A 16,902-nucleotide genomic window follows, 5' to 3' on the forward strand; every position below is an offset into this window, starting at 1 on the left:
ATCCGTCTGTCCCGAGCGAAGTCGAGGGACGTGCGCGCTACCGGTTGCGCATGCGTCCCTCGACTTCGCTCGGGAACTCGGAACTGGAAGTTACTGGAACCTCCTACACCTCGATCCGCCACTCCCAACCGAGCGGGTCGCCATCCATGACCTCGACCCCCAATGCCGTCAGTTCATCACGGATAGCATCGGATGCCGCGAAGTCCTTGTTGGCGCGCGCCTGCTTGCGCTGCGTCAGCTTGTCCTCGATATCGCCCTCGTCGATCGATACCGCAGCCGGACGAAGCCGCAGGTCGGCGCGGTCGAGGCTCGGCAAATCAAGCCCCAGCACCGCATCCATCGCGGCAATTGCCGCCAGGCGCTGCCCCGCGTCGATCTTCTTCTGCGCCAGCACCTCGTCGAGCACGGTGAGCGCCTTTGCGGTGTTCAGGTCATCCGAAACCGAACCGGCAAAGTCGGCCAGGAGCTGCACCAGCCGCGGATGCTCCACCCGAGCGGCAGGCTCTGCCCCAGAACGCAGCGTCGCCACCGCCATCACCAGCCGCTTCAGCCGCGTCAGCGCAGCGAGCAGGTTATCCCAGCTGAACTCCATCTCGCTGCGGTAATGCGCCTGCAGGCACATCAGGCGGTATGCCAGCGGATGGATACCCTTGGATACCAGCAGCGGCAGGCGCAGGAACTCGCCGCTCGATTTCGACATCTTTCCGCTGCGGTCGATCAGGAAATTGTTGTGCATCCAGAAGCGCGCGCCGCTGCCGTGCGAGCAGGCAAAGGCCTGGTTCTGCGCGATTTCGTTGGGATGGTGGATTTCGCGATGGTCGATGCCGCCGGTGTGGATATCGAACGGGAACCCGAGCAGCGCCTCGCTCATCACCGAGCATTCAAGATGCCAGCCTGGCGCGCCGGGCCCCCAAAGTGAGTCCCACTCCATCTGGCGGGTCTCGCCTGGAGGCGTCTTGCGCCAGATGGCGAAGTCCTGCGCGTTGCGCTTGCCCTCGACCGCCTCGATCCGGCCCTCGCCCGCCTCGGTCGCCGCGCGTGCGAGCGCGCCATAATCCTCGACGGTCGAGACATCGAAATAGAGGCCGCTGGGCAGCTCATAGCAATGCTTGTCCGCGATCGACTTGGCGAACTCGATCATCTTCGGCACGTAATCGGTGGCGATTGACCATTCGGCGGGCTGGCGGATGTTCAGCGCCTTGATGTCGTCCCAGAAGGCCTGCGTGTAATGCCGCGCGATGTCCCAGATCGACTGCGCCTGCGCAGCGGCGGCCTTTTCCAGCTTGTCCTCGCCATCATCGCCATCGTCGGTCAGATGGCCGACATCGGTGATGTTGATGATATGCTTGAGCGCATAGCCCTTGAAGCTCAGCACCCGGCCCAGCGTATCGGCAAACACATAGGCGCGCATGTTGCCCAGATGCGCGTAGTTATACACCGTCGGGCCGCAGCTATAGACCCGCGCCTCGCCGGGATGGACCGGTTCGAACGGCTCAAGCGAACGGGTGAGGCTGTTGAACAGCATCAGCGGAGCGGTATTGGCAGGCGTCATCATGGTCCTGCCATTGCCTGCAAAGCGCGCGCGCCGTCAAGCGCGATGGGGCACACAAAACCCCGCCCGCACCGGTCGCAGCGGTGCGGGCGGGGCTGTGCTAACTCAGGTTCGATCAGCGGTCGCCGCTGGGGCTGCCATTCTGTTCGACCGCGGCCATCGTTTCGACCAGTAGGCCCAGCTGGTTCTCGCAGCCATTCTCGATCAGCGTTCCGGCCAGTTCGTCGACCTCCGTCGGCACGCTGGGCAGCACGACAAGATCAAGCTTGCGCGCCACGCCATCGGCGCCGGTGACGGTATAGGTCGAACCGCTCGCAACGGGCAGCTCTGCCATCGGCCACAGGCGGTTGCCCGACCCGGCCTTCCAGGCGATCGTGGCACTGGGGCCGGACATGCTGGTCAGCTTCAGTTCTGCATCCTTGTCCACCTTGGCGCGCCAGAACATCAGGCGCGCAGGCTCTGCGACGCAGAACTTGCCGGCATAGCTGGTGTCGATGAACCACAGGCTGGGGCTGCGCGGGCTGGCGCTGGCGACCTTGGCAGGGGCACCGCGCACGGCCCCGGTGCGGCTGCGCGTGGCAGGACCGCCGGTGGACAGCAGGCTGGCAATCTGCGTGGTCTGCGTCTGGTCGCGCTTGACCGTGCCATCGAGCGTGAACGTGCCGGGGCCGGACAGCACGCGCGTGCCAGCCTTGTCGAGCACGGTCACCTTGTCGCTGGCCTTCAGCACGACCTTGGTGTTGGCGGGCAGCTTCTTGCCAGCCGGATATTGGGCGGCAGACGGGCCAGCCGAGCGCACGACCATCGACTGGGCCATGGCAGCGCCGCCCACAGTGATCCCCAGAGTTAAAACAGCACCCAACGCAAGCGCCCGGTGAAGTACGGACTTCCTTTCAACCGAGAACATAGCTTTCTCCTTTTTGTGTCTGACCAAGTCGCTTGAACAGATTCGCGATGGCCTCGTCCTGCCCCAATTCTTCGAGCTGCGATGTGAGGTGAACCACAGCCTCATGATCGCCTGCTTGGTGCGCCTCCACCAGCGTCGCAACACTCGCACGTTCGCTCTCCGGCCGGTCAGGCGCGGGCTCGAAGATATCCACCGGCTTGGCGCGCCCTCTTAGCACGATCCGTCCCATCGGACGATACCAGTCGAGCCCCGAGCGTTCCGCTGCTTCGCGGCTGACCAATACGCGCGTGTCGAGATTCTTGTTTGCCGCCTCCAGCCGCGCGGCGGTGTTCATGCTGTCGCCGAACGCGGTATACTGGATGCGCCCCTCGCCGCCGAAATTGCCGACGATCGCCTCGCCAAAATGCACGCCGACACGGGTGCGGCCGATCGGCGGCACGCCTTCGGGCGCGCTGCGGCGGAATTGCTCACCTGCCTCGTACATCGCCCAGGCCGCACGCACCGCGCGCTCGCCGTCATCGGGAAAGCCGATCGGCGCGCCCCAGAAGGCGACCACGGCATCACCCACGAACTTGTCGAGCGTGCCGCCATATTGCAGCACCACGTCAGCGAGCTTGTCGAGATAGTTGTTGAGCAGGAATGCGACCATCTCCGGCTCGATCGCGTGGGTCAGCTTGGTGAAGCCCTCCAGATCGGTGAACACGCAGAAGATCTCGCGCTTCTCGCCATGCAGCGCGAGCTTCTCGGGGTCCTTCAGGATTTCGGCAGCGACCGATCGGGGCAGATATTTGCCCAGCGCGCTTTGCGCAAACGCGCGCTGCTTGGAGCCCACCACGCGCGCCGCCGCGCCGACAGAGGTATAGGCGAGCAGCCAGCCAGTCGCCCAGCCGAAGCTCGGCAGGTTGAGCGTGTCGAACCCCTGATATTGCAGGATGAACGGGGCGGTCATGAAGAACAGGATCTGCGTGCCCAGCAGCAGCCCCATGATCCACGCGCGCGCCTGGCTGATCGCGGTGAGGCAGCCGGCGATGATCACCACCACCGCCATCACCCACAACGACCAGTTGGGGAAGGAAAACGGCTGATCATTGTCGAGCAGCTGCGACATCATGTGCGCGTGCACTTCCAGCCCGATCATCTGCGATTCGCCGGTGACGACATCGCCGATGCGGGTCAGCGGGGTGTCGAACTTGTCGAAATCGACGAAGTCGCCGCCGATCAGCACGTGGCGGCCCTTGACCTCGCTGGCGACGAATTCCGCGCTGGCCGGGTCAGCAAAAAGGTCGATCGGCAGCTTGTTGATCACCGGCCGGTCGGACGACAGCGGCAAGCGGAAGCGGATGGCGCCGCGATAATCGGCAAAGGCCGCGTTGGCGGCCGTCATCGCGCGCACCATGATCGGCGGCAGGTTCTTTGGCTGGTCGGGCCAGCGCCGCGCGACTCCATCGGAGTCGGTGACCAGGCGGATGCTGGTGGGTACGGTCTTGTCGGTGGTGATGCCCTTGAGGAACCCCTCCAGAAACTCCTGCTGGCGAAACTGGATCGCCTCGGTATTGGTCTCGTTCGATGCATAGGCGACATGCGTCGGTGTCTGCATCGAGCGGAAGGCGGTCTTCAGCGCCTCGTCATCGTCCTGCGGCTGATCGAACAGGATATCGATGCCGATCGATTTGGCGCCCATCTTGTCGATATTGGTCAGCGCATTGGCCAGGATGGTGCGGTCCACCGGCGATCGCTGTCCGGTGTCGATCAATGTGTCGTCGGTGTAGACGACCATCAGGATGCGCGGATCCTGATCGACCTTCTTGGCGAAATTGGTGGCGCGCATGTCGTACATCGCGTTTTCCGCATCGCCCAGCAGCGGCATCTGCGGGCTGTAGCGCGCTACGGCGATGGCGAAGACCAGAAAGCCGAGCGTCGCTAGCAGCCGTACCAGCCCCAGCTGACGGATCAGGCGCGTGGCCGAGCGACTGACGTCCTCACGGCTGGTGCTTGTCGAAGCGGGATTTGCCCTGCTTGCCATGATGTCAGCTGGTGCCCCCCGGCGCATGATCGACATTCCGGGCGGATGGCTCAGGCGAAAGCGCGAACTGCTCGTCGAGGCAATCGTTCTGGCAGAGCAGAGCGCCCGCCAACCGATAGTTCCGCTGTTCACCCAATCGCATCGTCACACCCCATCTGCTCCACCTGGCGTGCAGGCGGCGGCAAAATCTGTCCTCGGTGCGACCCGGTCAGGATTCGTTTTCACGTCCTATAATGCGGCGGCGGCAGGCTGACCAGTTGCCGCCGCCGGTTTATCACGGATTATCCATTACCGCCTGAACGGAAGGTGGCCCGACCAGATGCGATCAGAAGCCGCGGAACTGGATCGCGTCATCGATGCTGACGCGCGGCACGGCAAAGTTGTTGATCGGCGCATCGGGGTCACGATAGCCCACCGCCATGCCGGTGAAGAAGATGAACTCGTCGCCGATGCCCAGCAGTTCGCGCATATAGGTGCCGTACATCGCCCAGATTTCCTGCGGGCAGCTGTCCAGCCCCGCCTCGCGCAGCAGCAGCATCACGGTCTGCAGCCACATGCCCATGTCCGACCATTGCGGCTGGCCCATATAGGTGCGGCAATAGGTGAAGATCTGCACCGGCGCGCCGAAGCTGTCCCAATTGGCCATCATCTGCTTCATCCGGCCCGCGCCATCCTCGCGGCCAATGCCCAGTGCGCCGAACATCGCCTCGCCGACAGCGCGCCGCTGAGTCTCGTACCGGCCTTCAAGACCTTCGGGGTAGATCGGATATTCCATCCCTTCGCCCGCAGGCGCGGTGGCAGCCTTGGCCTTGATCTTGGCCGTCAGGTCCGCCAGCGGCTCGCCGGTGAGCACGATGGCATTCCACGGCTGCGTGTTGCCGCCAGAGGGCGAACGCTGCGCCTTGGTCAGAATGTCGCGGATCGTCTCCAGCGAAACTGCATCAGGCTTGAACTGACGCACGGAACGACGGGTGGCGACGGCTTCTGATACGTTCAAGGCGGTTCTCCAAGTCAGGATCGATGATTTAACCGCGTGGTTAAACCGGGGGCTAACCTTTGGCAAGTCCGGTGCGAGCTTGAACCGTTTCCGCGTACGTCCCTCGACTTCGCTCGGGACAGACGGGGGAGGAGTGGCAGATAAGAACATGCCACGACCGGCGGCATGAGGCAGCAGGCCAATCGCGACCTCACCCCGCACACCATGCAAAAGCGAGCTCGCACACACCTGCCGTGTTTCCGAGCGAAGTCGAGGGACGTTGCGTCAACCCCGCGGCCCTATTCGTCGTCGAATAGCCCCGCCAGTTGCTCGACCATCGCGCCGCCCAATTGCTCTGCGTCCATGATCGTGACCGCCCGGCGATAATAGCGGGTGACATCATGGCCGATGCCGATCGCGATAAGCTGCACCGGTGACATCTTCTCGATCCAGTCGATCACCTTGCGCAGGTGCTGCTCCAGATACGCGCCATGGTTGACCGAAAGCGTCGAATCATCGACCGGCGCGCCATCGGAAATCACCATCAGGATGCGCCGCTCCTCGTGCCGCGCGATCAGCCGGTTGTGCGCCCAGAGCAAGGCCTCGCCGTCGATGTTTTCCTTGAGCAGCCCCTCGCGCATCATCAGGCCCAGGTTCTTGCGCGCGCGCCGCCAGGGCTCATCCGCCTTCTTGTAGATGATGTGGCGCAGGTCGTTGAGGCGGCCGGGAAGCTGCGGGCGGCCCTGCGCCAGCCAGTCCTCGCGGCACTGCCCGCCCTTCCAGGCCTTGGTGGTGAAGCCCAGGATCTCGGTCTTGACGCCGCAACGCTCGAGCGTGCGCGCCATGATGTCCGCGCTAATGGCCGCAATGCTGATCGGGCGGCCGCGCATCGATCCCGAATTGTCGATCAGCAGCGTCACCACGGTATCGCGGAACTCGGTATCGCGCTCGATCTTGTACGACAGCGAATGGCCCGGCGCGACGACAACGCGCGCCAGCCGCGCGGCATCGAGCATGCCCTCTTCCTGGTCGAAGTCCCAGCTGCGGCTCTGCTGCGCCATCAACCGGCGCTGCAAACGGTTGGCGAGCTTGGTCACCGCGCCCTGCAGATGCGCCAGCTGCTGGTCGAGATAGGCGCGCAGCCGCAGCAGCTCGTCCTCGTCGCACAGGTCGGTGGCCTCGATCACTTCGTCGAAGCGCGTGGTCCACGCCTTGTATTCGAAATCGTTGGGCAGATCAGTCCAGGGGCGGTTGGGCCGCGTCGGCATCATGCCATCGTCGCCCATCTCGCCGGGGTCGCCATCGTCGCCCTGCTCCATCTCGCCTTCGGTTTCGGACTGGTCACCGTCCTCGTTCTCGCCAGTCTGTTCCTCGCCCCGCGCCTCGGTCTGGCCCTGATCGGTGCCGTCCTGCTCGCCCTCCTGGTCCTCGGGCTCGCCCTCCTCGGACGAATCGTCGTCGTCGCCTTCGTCCTGGCTGTCTTCCTCGTCCATCTGGCCTTCGGTCAGCTCCAGATGCTCCAGCAACCGGTTTGCGAGCGCAGCAAACGCCGCCTGGTCATCCAGCGACAAGGCCAGGTTCTCGATATCCTCGCCGCCCCTGGACTCGATCCACTCGCGCACCAGATCAACCCCGGCGACCGCCCCGGCCGGCATCGGCGTACCGGTCAGCCGCTCACGTACGATCAGACCAAGAGCGGTCGACAGCGGAACCTCGTCCACGCGCGTGGCGCGGGCGATCGGGTCGGAGCGCATCCGCATCTCGAGCGCAGCGTCGAGATTGGCTCCCAGCCCGCTCATCGCGCGGCTGCCCAGCGCCTCGATCCGCACCTGTTCGATCGCATCGAACGCCGCACGGGCCACAGCCTCCTTGGGAGCATTGGCGTTATGCTGCGCGGGATTGTGATGCTTCAGCCGCAGCGCATACAGATCGGCAAATCCGCGCGCTTCGGCAACCTGATCGGCAGGCAGTTTGCGCCCCGGCATCGGCACGCGCAGTTTGCTCCCCGATTGCGATGGCGGGTCGGCGGTGAACGCGACCTCGATTTCGGGCTGGTGCGCGATGGCGCGCGCCGTACCGGCCAGCACATTCTTCAGATCATCGAGCGGGGTGCGATTGGTCATGCCCTATCGCTGGAGATGCCAGCGACCGATGTCAAGCGGACGGCGGTCACGCCATCAGGATCATTGCGGCGGATCGGCGGGTTCCAGCCTGCGCCGCTCGACCTGCGCGCCATTGCCGTCGACCGTCACCGCGACCGGTGCACCGCCGACATTGCCCGATATGGTCAGCCCCTCTGGGGTGACACGGACATTCGTGCCGCCGATCTCGCCGGTAATTTCACCCTCCAGAAGCGGGCCAATCACCGGATCGGGATCAACTTCTTCAGGAGGCGCAACAGGCGCGGCGCGGCGCGGCGGAACGGCACCGCGCACCGCCTCACCCATGAACTGCCGCCAAATGCGCGCCGGCAGTCCGCCGCCGCGAATGCCCTGCATCGGGCTGTTGTCGTCATTGCCGATCCACACGCCCACCACCAGGTCACCGGCATAGCCGATGAACAGCGCGTCGCGATTGTCCTGGCTGGTGCCAGTCTTGCCGAAATTGGCGATGTTCAGGCTCGCCGCGCGACCCGTGCCACGATTAACGGCGGCGCGCAGCATGTCCTGCATCTGCTCGTGCACGCGAGACGAATAGCTGTCGGGTCCATCGACCAGCCAATCGAACCAGCCCTGCTCCTCGCGCTGGAAGGCATGCGGCTCCACCGGCCAGGCGTTGCCCGCGACGCCGGCAAAGGCAGCGGTCATTTCCAGCAAGGTTGCGCTGCCGCTGCCCAGCGCCAGGCTGGGGTCGCCTTGCGCAAACGGCCCCTTGAGGCCCAGTTGCGTCGCCTGCTTGATCACCTTTTCGCTGCCCACCTGCTGGAACAGGCGCACAGCGGCGACATTGCTCGAATGAATGAATGCCTCTTCCAGGCTGATCACGCCGCGATAGCGATCCCCGGCGTTGCGCGGACGATAGCTGCCAGTGGTGATCGGCGAATCATCGACGACGCTATTGGGCTCCATCCCTGCCTCCAGCGCGGCGAGCCAGACGAACAGCTTGAAGGTGGAGCCCGGCTGCCGGCGTGCCTGGGTGGCTCGGTTGAACGGCGAGGCCGCATGATCCTTGCCGCCGACCATCGCGACGACCTCGCCATTGGTACGCATCGCGACCAATGCCACCTGCGCCTTGCCGAGGCCTGCGCGCGCGACGATGCGTTCGGCAGCGCGCTGCAGCCGCGCATCCAGCGTCGTCGTCAGTTCCAGCCGGCTGTGCGACATCTCGGTCAGCGCGCGCGCCTGCGGCATCGCCCAGTCGGCAAAATAGGTGCCGTTGGCGATCCTGGGGCGCTCGTGCACATCGAGCCGGGGTTGCGGCAGCGCATCCGCCTGTTGCTGCGTCAGATAGCCGGCATTGACCATCGCCGTGCGCACCATCGCGGCGCGGCGGCTGGCCCCCTCCCAGTTGCGCGTCGGGGCAAAGCGCGATGGCGCCTGTACCAGCCCGGCGAGCAGGATCGCCTGTTCGGGCTTCAGCTTTTCGGGCTGGCGGTAGAAATAGTGCAGCGAGGCGGCGCGAAGCCCGTACACATTGTCGCCAAAATAGGCGTTGGACAGATACCGCCCTAGGATCTCGTCCTTGGTCAGCCAGGTTTCCAGCCAGAACGCGATCAGCATCTCGCGCAGTTTGCGCGTCAGGCTGCGCTCGGGGGTGAGGAAGCTGATCTTGGCGAGCTGCTGGGTGATCGTGCTGCCACCCTGCATGCCGCTGGCGCCTGAGACATTCGCCCAGAGCGCCCGCGCGAGCCCACGCGGATCGATGCCCCAATGCGAGTAGAACCGCCGGTCCTCGATCGCCAGAAACGCCTGCACGACATGCTCAGGCAACCGCTCGACCACCACCGGCTCTTCGACCACCGCCCCGCTGCGCGCGATCGGCGTGCCATCGGCGGCGAGCAAGGTGATCTCGGGCGGGGCGATCGGCTGGAGCGACTTGGACAGCGGGGCTGTGATCGCCAGCCATGCGAGCAGGATGAGGAACAGAACGAACCCAGCCGCGATGACCCGCTTGCCCCACCACCAGTGCGTGCGTGGCGGCTTGACGATCGCAGGTTCTGACGACGCTATGTCGGCAGGCTCCAGCCACGGATTGCGCGCCTCGCCCAACCCCTGCGGCGGCCACGCAGCATCCACGGCGGAAGCCCCGCCGCCCTCAGAACGTCCCGATCCGAATCGCAGTTTTTTCAACACAGCGGTGTGTTATATCAATATGACAGCTGTGACCAGCGGAGCATTACTGGTCCAAGGCTTTCCGACAGCACGCCAACAATACGGGAAGGCTTTCAGTCACGGTGTTGAAGACAACGGCTTCGTCGAGGATATCGTATTCGTGCCGTAACCTGTTCCCTAGGCCGCGAACCTCGTGAAACGAAACAGCCGGAGCGATGATCGCAAAGCGTTGTTCGCCAATCTTCATTACTGCCTCCGTCACGCGCTGGAGACAACGCTCGACGGCATCAACCGTTATCTGACTGCGGGCAAAATCTTCAACTGACAGGGTTGAAATATAAGCCTGCGCTGCTTCGATATTCTCAATGATGTCCTGAATGCGCTGTTGCTCACGGCTAGAAGACATGGACGCGATCCCGATCGATATGCTGCTGCATTCTAGCCTTGCGAGCCGGTTCAGCAACAAGATCAACCTTGGTCCGCAGAATCGATTCGATGCGATCAGCGATCGCGACGAATGCAAATGCGCCGATCTTAGCCTCTGGGGCAAACCGCGCCGCCAGATCGACATCGGATTGGGGCCCTTCCTCGCCCCGCGCGGTCGACCCGAACAGCGACAATCGCTCAACACCCAGCGCGCGAAGCTCAGCTTCGTGGGCCTTCAATCGAGCAATCGCTGTCGCCTTGTCCATCGCACCCTCGCAAAATCATCCCTTGCCGATAATGCTCTCCGGCAGGTCCTCGCCGAACACGCGCTGATAGTATTCCGCCACCAGCATCCGCTCGGCCTCGTCGCACTTGTTGAGGAACGACAGGCGGAACGCGAAGCCGATGTTGTGGAAGATCGCAGCGTTCTGGGCCCAGCTGATCACCGTGCGCGGGCTCATCACGGTCGAGATATCGCCGTTGATGAAACCCTGCCGGGTCAGGTCGGCGACCTTGACCATGTTCTTGACCACCTTGGGATCGGTCTCGCCCACCTTGGCGAGCACCACCTTGGCTTCGGTCTCGGCGGGCAGATAGTTGAGCGTGCACACGATGTTCCAGCGGTCCATCTGGCCCTGGTTGATCTGCTGCGTGCCATGGTACAATCCGCTGGTATCGCCCAGGCCCACGGTGTTGGCGGTGGCGAAAAGGCGGAAATAGGGGTTGGGGCGGATCACGCGGTTCTGGTCGAGCAGCGTCAGCTTGCCCTCGGTCTCGAGCACGCGCTGGATCACGAACATCACATCGGGGCGGCCCGCGTCATATTCGTCGAACACCAGGGCGGTCGGCGTCTGCAGCGCCCAGGGTAGCAGGCCCTCGCGGAATTCGGTCACCTGCTTGCCGTCGCGCAGCACGATCGCATCGCGGCCGACCAAGTCGATACGACTGATATGCGCATCGAGGTTGATGCGGATGCAAGGCCAGTTAAGGCGCGCGGCGATCTGTTCGATGTGCGTCGACTTGCCCGTGCCGTGATAGCCCTGCACCATCACGCGGCGATTGTGGGCAAAGCCTGCCAGCACCGCGAGCGTGGTTTCCGGGTCGAACACGTAGCTCGGATCAAGATCGGGCACGCGCTCGTCGGCTTCGCTGAACGCGGGCACCTCCATGTCGATGTCGACGCCGAACACCTCGCGCGCCTTGACCATCCGGTCAGGGGCATCGAGCAGGGTGCCATCGCGGCTGTCGGGCTGGGTATTGGAAATGTCTGTCATGTTGGTGTCCGCTGTTAATCGGTCGCTTAAAGATGCTGCAACGCCCGATCGCACGATCAGGTGAACGCAGCAAGTTTGCGCAAGTGCGTATAGGCGGCGATGACCTCCTGCAAGGCTTTCTCGTGGGCCCGGTCACCGCCGTTACGGTCTGGGTGATAGGCGCGCACCAACCTGGAATAGGCCTGGCGAATCGTCGTGCGGTTGGCATCCGCGCCAAGCCCCAGCGTCTTGAGCGCGCTCCGATCAGCCACGCTCAGGCCGCGCTGCGCTGCTGCACGGTCGTTTGCCTGGGCGGCCGCGCGATCCTTGATGTTCTGGCGGAAGCGCGCCCCGATGGCATCGAGCGGATCGGAAAAGTCGCTCCAGCGCGGCGACGAGCCTGCCCCGGCTGCAAACGCGCGGGTCTCACGGTCCCATCCCGACGTAGGGCGCTGCGCGTCATAGATTTCCTCGGCGGTCATCCCGGCGAAGAAATTGTAGCGCTCGTTGAACTCGCGAATGTGTTCCAGGCAGTACCAGCGATAGCGGCCCGGCCCGTCAAAACGCGATCCGTGCGAGCGGTCCTGCGCGGGAGGCGCGCGAAATTCGCCGTCTTGCGCGCATTCGGCCCAGTCGCATCGGTGCCCGGTGCCTTCCACCCGGCCATGAAAGCGCGCCCGGCGCCGCGCGGTGCCGTCGTGCTTTTCCTGATCGTTCCCGTCTGCCAAAACCCGATGCCGTCCATTGCTGCTCGCCGCCTCGCCATGCGGCGGGGAGCAGGCTATATAAGGTGGCATGAACACGAAAACCAAGGGGCCGATGGCCTGCGAAATCGAAAACCGGCTGACGGTGGCCTTGTCGCCAACCATGCTGGATGTCATCAACGACAGCGCCAAGCACAGCGGTCATATGGGCGATGATGGCAGCGGCGAATCGCATTTCACCGTGATCATCGAAAGCGCAGCCTTTACCGGCAAATCGCGTCTCGAACGTCAGCGCATGGTCAACACCGCGCTGGGTGATCTGCCAGGGCAGAAAGTGCACGCGATGGCGATCAAGGCGCGGGCCCCGGGCGAATAGCCTGCTGCAGCACCCCAGAAGGCTGACCGGACATGACCGACTTCCCCCTTTCCCGCATCGCGCTGCCCACCGGTGTCGAGCTTGATGTCGCCATCGCCGGGCCCGCCGACGCACCGCCGGTCATCCTGCTACACGGCTTTCCGGAATCGCACCGCACCTGGCGCTATGTGATGGCGCATTTTCAGGACCGGTATCGGCTGATCGCGCCCGACCAGCGCGGGTTCTGCAATTCATCGAAGCCTGAGGGCGTCGAAGCATATCAGCCTAAAAACATGGTCGCAGATCTGCTGGCATTGGCTGATCATCTGGGCATCGAGACATTCACGCTTGTGGGTCATGACTGGGGCGGTGCGATTGCGTGGATGGCGGCGCTCAACCATCCCGATCGCGTCGCGCGCTTGGTCATGGCCAATGCCGCGCACCCGTTCACCTACCAAAAGGCGCTGTTCGACGATCCCGATCAGCGGATGTCCGCGCAGTACATCACCGAAATGCGCCAACCCGATTTCGAGGCGAAGGTGGAGGCCATGGGCTGGGACGCCTATTTCGACTCGCGCTTTGCCGAACCCAGCGCTGCGGTGCACATCACGCCCGAGGAACGTGCGATCTACCTCGCGCAATGGCAGACGCCCGGGGCGTTCACCGCGATGGTGAACTGGTACCGCGCCAGCCCGCTGATCGTCCCTCCGGTCGCAGGCGGCGTGCCCCGCCCCGCCTATCTCGACCGCCCCTTCCCGCCCGTCACCCAGCCGACATTGCTCTATTGGGCGATGGACGATTACGCGCTGCGGCCCTCGTTGCTCGACGGCATCGAGACTTTGGTGCCCGATCTGACGCTGGTGAAGGCGCCCGGCGGGCATTTCGTGCCTTGGGAGCAACCCGAAGCGCTGATCTCGGCGATGGAGGGGTTTCTGGACTAAGGTGCGGGATGGCGGCTTCGGTGTGTGTTCGGCAAAAAGCGGTCGTTCGGCAAACGACCCCGAAGCGGTCGCCGATTGGCCTAGTCCTCGTCGCTAAAGCGAACCCCGACATTGGTGAAATGCTCCTCGTCCGCGAAGCCTTGGCCGAGGTCGTAGAGATAGAGCGTAACAGGGCACGGCTTACCTTCAGCCCATTGCACGGCTTCGGCTACCGAGATGGCCTCTAGTGCCTCATAATCAACGGTCAGGCTTGGATCACTCTCGGGCGCCTGATCGGAATCCTTACAGCTATTATCGTGCTCGGTAGCTTCGACGATAGCGTTGACCTCCCGCCACCGATAAGGTCGAGTTCGCTTGTCGATGATGTTCCAAAGCATCTGGTTGAAATACCGATGGCTTTCGAAAGTGACAATGGCAGAAAACCACCCAATATACGATATTCCTGGCATCCAGCCGCCGCCCTAGAAGCGGACGATCCTGACCACCTCCGCTCAGCCTGAGCCTGGCGAAGGCCCCGCGCAGCCCTCGGCCGCCCCGATCAGACGTTCTCCGGCGAGCGCTGCAGTCCAGGCGCGGGCTTAATCGGAGGGACCGTTGGAAGCGGGACCCTTTTCTTAGCTTCGCGTGAACCCGATATTTTCACGCAAAGGCGCAAACGACAATGGCGGGCCGTCGCAGGTGCACCTCTGTTGCACTGGAGTCCGGCTTTCGCCGCAAAGCGGTGCATGGAGACGCAACCCTTAGCGCGGGGCCTTCGACAGGCTCAGGCTGAGCGGGTGGAGTGAGGGTGCGAGGGCGGGCGTAAGGCTGGGCGCGCGACGTAAGTGAAGAACTGCACGAGCGACATGGACGGTGTGGGCGGTCTTCGCGCCGATCTGCCGCTCGATTTCCTCTCGCCGCTCCATATTGCCCTTTGCCCTGCTTGCCCCTACATGCCGCGACCATGGCCGACACGCTGATCTTTGCAATCCCCAAGGGGCGAATCCTCGACGATGCCCTGCCCGTGCTCGAACGGGTGGGCATAACGCCGGCCGCAGATTTTCATGATCCCAAATGCCGGTCGCTGCGGTTCGGCACCAATCGCGCCGACATGGACATCATCCGCGTGCGCGCGTTCGATGTCGCCACCTTCGTCGCGCATGGCGCAGCGCAGATCGGCATCGTCGGTTCGGACGTGATCGACGAGTTTGATTATTCGGACCTTTATGCCCCGATTGACCTCGATTTCGGCCACTGCCGCCTGTCGGTGGCAGAGCCTGTCGACGAGGCCGCCGACACCCAGCCGCGCCCGTCGCATATCCGTGTCGCCACCAAATATCCCAACATCACCCGTCGTTATTTCGAGCAGCAGGGCGTGCAGGCCGAGTGCGTCAAATTGAATGGCGCGATGGAACTCGCCCCCTCGCTGGGCCTGTCGCGGCGGATCGTCGATCTGGTGGAATCGGGCCGCACATTGAAGGACAACGGGCTGGTGGAAACGCAGGTCATCATGAAGGTCTCGGCCCGGCTGATCGTCAACCGCGCCGCGCTGAAGAAGGACTTTGCGCGGCTGGGCCCGTTGATGTCCGCCTTCCGTGATCTGGCCGCAGAACGCAGGCAGGCAGCATGACCTTGAGACTTTCCACCCGCGACGCAGACTTCGCCCGCGCGTTCGACCGGTTGGTGCGCGGACGGCGCGAGAGCGACATAGAGGTCACCCGCGACGTCACCGCGATCATCGCCGACGTCAAGGCGCGCGGCGATGCGGCAGTGGCCGATTACACCTCGCGCTTTGACGATTACAGCCTCGACGGTGGCGGCTGGAGCATCAGCAAGGAAGAGTGTGCGGCGGCCTATGCAGCGCTCAGCGATGAGCTACGCACTGCGCTCGATCTCGCCGCTGCCCGTATCCGCGCCTATCACGAAGCGCAGCTGCCCGAGAACCGCGACTACACCGATGCCGCCGGCGTGCGGCTGGGTGCGCGGTGGAGCGCGGTCGATGCGGCGGGGCTGTACGTCCCCGGTGGCCGCGCAGCCTATCCCTCCTCGCTGCTGATGAACGCCATTCCCGCCCGCGTGGCAGGGGTCGAGCGACTGGTGGTGGTGACCCCGACGCCCAAGGGCGTGGTCAATCCGCTGGTGCTCGCTGCTGCACATCTGGCGGGCGTCGATGAAGTGTGGCGGATCGGCGGCGCGCATGCCGTCGCTGCGCTCGCCTATGGCACGCAGAATATCCGCCCGGTCGATGTCATCACCGGACCCGGCAACGCCTGGGTCGCAGAGGCCAAGCGCCAGCTGTACGGCGTGGTCGGTATCGACATGGTCGCAGGCCCGTCCGAAATCGTCGTCGTCGCCGACGCGCAGAACGACCCCGAATGGATTGCCGCCGACCTGCTCAGCCAGTCCGAGCACGACCCGACCAGCCAATCGATCCTGTTCACCGACGATGCAGGCTATGCCGATATCGTCGCGGATCTGGTCGGCGTGCAGCTCGCCAGCCTGTCGACGCAGAAGGTCGCGACCAAGGCCTGGGAAGACAATGGCGCGATCATCGTCGTCGACAGCCTCGACGAGGCGATGCCGCTGGTCAACCGGCTGGCAGCGGAGCATCTCGAGCTGGCGGTCGAAGACCCCGAGCCATTGTTCGCGCAGGTCCGCCACGCCGGATCGGTCTTCCTCGGACGGCTGACGCCCGAAGCGGTGGGCGATTATGTCGCCGGTCCCAACCACGTGTTGCCCACCGGGCGGCGCGCACGTTTTTCCTCGGGCCTGTCGGTGCTCGATTTCATGAAGCGCACCAGCTTCATCCAGCTGGGCCGCGAAGGCCTTGCCGCGATTGGCCCTGCCGCCGTTGCGCTCGCCGAGATGGAAGGCCTGCCCGCCCATGCCGAAAGCGTTCGGCGGCGGCTGACATGATGGAACACACATGAACGACAAATCCAAACCCCGCTCCGCCGCGCGCCTTGCCGCGGTCCAGGCCCTTTATCAGCACACGATGGAGACAACTCCGATCGCGCAGCTGCTGCATGAATTCCACATGCACCGGCTGGGCGCCGAGATCGAGGACGACCAGTATGCCGAAGCCGACGTGGCGTTCTTCGACGATGTCGTGAAGGGCACGGTAGCGCGGCTCGAAGAGATTGACGCGCTGATCGCAGCCCGGCTGGCCGAAGGCTGGTCGATCGGGCGGCTCGACCGCACGCTGCACCAGATCCTGCGCGCTGGCACCTATGAGCTGCTCGCGCGCCCGGACGTGCCGGTGGGCAGCGTCATCAACGAATATCTCGATGTCGCGCATGCCTTTTTCGACAGCAAGGACACGCGCTTTGCCAACGGCCTGCTCGACGGCATCGCGAAAGATGTGCGGCGCTGAGCTTGCGCACGTCCCTCGACTTCGCTCGGGACAGACGGGAGTGGGTATCGCCCCGCAAAGTTTGTCGGGCGATATGAAACCTGTTGCGCTTTCCCTTATCCGTCTGTCCCGAGCGAAGTCGAGGGACGTATCTGCTAGGGTC

General features: G+C 64.1%; 17 protein-coding genes. 6 read left to right on the top strand and 11 right to left on the bottom strand.

The genetic code is table 11. The features are described from left to right. Positions 1 to 103 precede the first annotated feature (103 nt). The 3 genes from cysS to D618_RS0111050 all read right to left on the bottom strand — a co-directional run bounded on the left by cysS (position 104) and on the right by D618_RS0111050 (position 4,482). Positions 104 to 1,552: a cysteine--tRNA ligase gene (cysS, locus tag D618_RS0111040; protein WP_026091563.1), complete on the bottom strand. Its 1,449-nt coding sequence runs from the start codon at positions 1,550 to 1,552 to the stop codon at positions 104 to 106. A gap of 115 nt (positions 1,553 to 1,667) precedes the next feature. Then, the gene (locus tag D618_RS18245; protein WP_193746707.1) at positions 1,668 to 2,414 is read right to left on the bottom strand and encodes a hypothetical protein; all 747 of its coding nucleotides are present in this window, start codon (positions 2,412 to 2,414) and stop codon (positions 1,668 to 1,670) included. Positions 2,415 to 2,445: 31 nt separating this feature from the next. Next, a complete protein-coding gene (locus D618_RS0111050) occupies positions 2,446 to 4,482 on the bottom strand; it encodes an adenylate/guanylate cyclase domain-containing protein (RefSeq protein WP_152414633.1) in 2,037 nt (678 codons plus the stop codon). A 25-nt stretch (positions 4,483 to 4,507) separates the two neighbouring features. Here D618_RS0111050 and D618_RS19690 point away from each other — a divergent pair, with 25 nt between their 5' ends. Continuing rightward, positions 4,508 to 4,735, top strand: a complete 228-nt coding sequence (locus tag D618_RS19690; protein WP_152414634.1) for a hypothetical protein — start codon at positions 4,508 to 4,510, stop codon at positions 4,733 to 4,735. Positions 4,736 to 4,807: 72 nt separating this feature from the next. Here the strand turns inward: D618_RS19690 and D618_RS0111055 are convergent, their stop codons facing one another. The 7 genes from D618_RS0111055 to D618_RS0111085 form a co-directional block, all read right to left on the bottom strand. After that, on the bottom strand, positions 4,808 to 5,479 hold the full coding sequence (locus D618_RS0111055) for a nitroreductase (RefSeq protein WP_026091564.1): 672 nt from the start codon (positions 5,477 to 5,479) through the stop codon (positions 4,808 to 4,810). Positions 5,480 to 5,757: 278 nt separating this feature from the next. Beyond that, entirely contained in the window at positions 5,758 to 7,581 is a 1,824-nt protein-coding gene (gene cobT, locus D618_RS0111060) for a cobaltochelatase subunit CobT (protein WP_017671582.1), read from the bottom strand. Between the two features lie 60 nt (positions 7,582 to 7,641). After that, on the bottom strand, positions 7,642 to 9,693 hold the full coding sequence (locus D618_RS0111065) for a transglycosylase domain-containing protein (protein WP_017671583.1): 2,052 nt from the start codon (positions 9,691 to 9,693) through the stop codon (positions 7,642 to 7,644). Positions 9,694 to 9,793: 100 nt separating this feature from the next. Beyond that, positions 9,794 to 10,135 (bottom strand): HepT-like ribonuclease domain-containing protein, encoded by a 342-nt coding sequence (locus D618_RS0111070; protein ID WP_017671584.1) that lies wholly within the window; start codon positions 10,133 to 10,135, stop codon positions 9,794 to 9,796. After that, positions 10,125 to 10,421: a nucleotidyltransferase domain-containing protein gene (locus D618_RS0111075; RefSeq protein ID WP_017671585.1), complete on the bottom strand. Its 297-nt coding sequence runs from the start codon at positions 10,419 to 10,421 to the stop codon at positions 10,125 to 10,127. The genes D618_RS0111070 and D618_RS0111075 overlap by 11 nt, the downstream gene beginning before the upstream one ends. 15 nt (positions 10,422 to 10,436) lie before the next feature. Next, entirely contained in the window at positions 10,437 to 11,429 is a 993-nt protein-coding gene (gene cobS / locus D618_RS0111080; RefSeq protein ID WP_017671586.1) for a cobaltochelatase subunit CobS, read from the bottom strand. 56 nt (positions 11,430 to 11,485) lie between these two features. Beyond that, positions 11,486 to 12,136: a J domain-containing protein gene (locus D618_RS0111085; RefSeq protein WP_017671587.1), complete on the bottom strand. Its 651-nt coding sequence runs from the start codon at positions 12,134 to 12,136 to the stop codon at positions 11,486 to 11,488. A 67-nt stretch (positions 12,137 to 12,203) separates the two neighbouring features. On the opposite strand from D618_RS0111085, the gene D618_RS0111090 reads away from it, so the two are divergent. Further along, the gene (locus tag D618_RS0111090) at positions 12,204 to 12,488 is read left to right on the top strand and encodes a BolA family protein (protein ID WP_017671588.1); all 285 of its coding nucleotides are present in this window, start codon (positions 12,204 to 12,206) and stop codon (positions 12,486 to 12,488) included. 32 nt (positions 12,489 to 12,520) lie between these two features. Continuing rightward, positions 12,521 to 13,408, top strand: a complete 888-nt coding sequence (locus D618_RS0111095) for an alpha/beta hydrolase (protein WP_017671589.1) — start codon at positions 12,521 to 12,523, stop codon at positions 13,406 to 13,408. Between the two features lie 80 nt (positions 13,409 to 13,488). Here D618_RS0111095 and D618_RS0111100 read toward each other — a convergent pair whose 3' ends face one another. After that, the gene (locus tag D618_RS0111100) at positions 13,489 to 13,785 is read right to left on the bottom strand and encodes a hypothetical protein (RefSeq protein ID WP_017671590.1); all 297 of its coding nucleotides are present in this window, start codon (positions 13,783 to 13,785) and stop codon (positions 13,489 to 13,491) included. A 566-nt stretch (positions 13,786 to 14,351) separates the two neighbouring features. Here D618_RS0111100 and hisG point away from each other — a divergent pair. From hisG to nusB, 3 genes are read left to right on the top strand one after another with little or no spacing between them, the layout of a single operon-like run. Next, on the top strand, positions 14,352 to 15,017 hold the full coding sequence (hisG, locus tag D618_RS0111105) for an ATP phosphoribosyltransferase (protein ID WP_017671591.1): 666 nt from the start codon (positions 14,352 to 14,354) through the stop codon (positions 15,015 to 15,017). Next, positions 15,014 to 16,303, top strand: a complete 1,290-nt coding sequence (hisD, locus tag D618_RS0111110; RefSeq protein ID WP_017671592.1) for a histidinol dehydrogenase — start codon at positions 15,014 to 15,016, stop codon at positions 16,301 to 16,303. The genes hisG and hisD overlap by 4 nt, the downstream gene beginning before the upstream one ends. Before the next feature lie 10 nt (positions 16,304 to 16,313). Then, complete coding sequence (gene nusB, locus D618_RS0111115; RefSeq protein WP_017671593.1) at positions 16,314 to 16,760, top strand: transcription antitermination factor NusB; 447 nt, start codon at positions 16,314 to 16,316, stop codon at positions 16,758 to 16,760. Positions 16,761 to 16,902: the final 142 nt, after the last annotated feature.

This window comes from Blastomonas sp. AAP53 (assembly GCF_000331245.1).
Classification (GTDB): domain Bacteria; phylum Pseudomonadota; class Alphaproteobacteria; order Sphingomonadales; family Sphingomonadaceae; genus Blastomonas.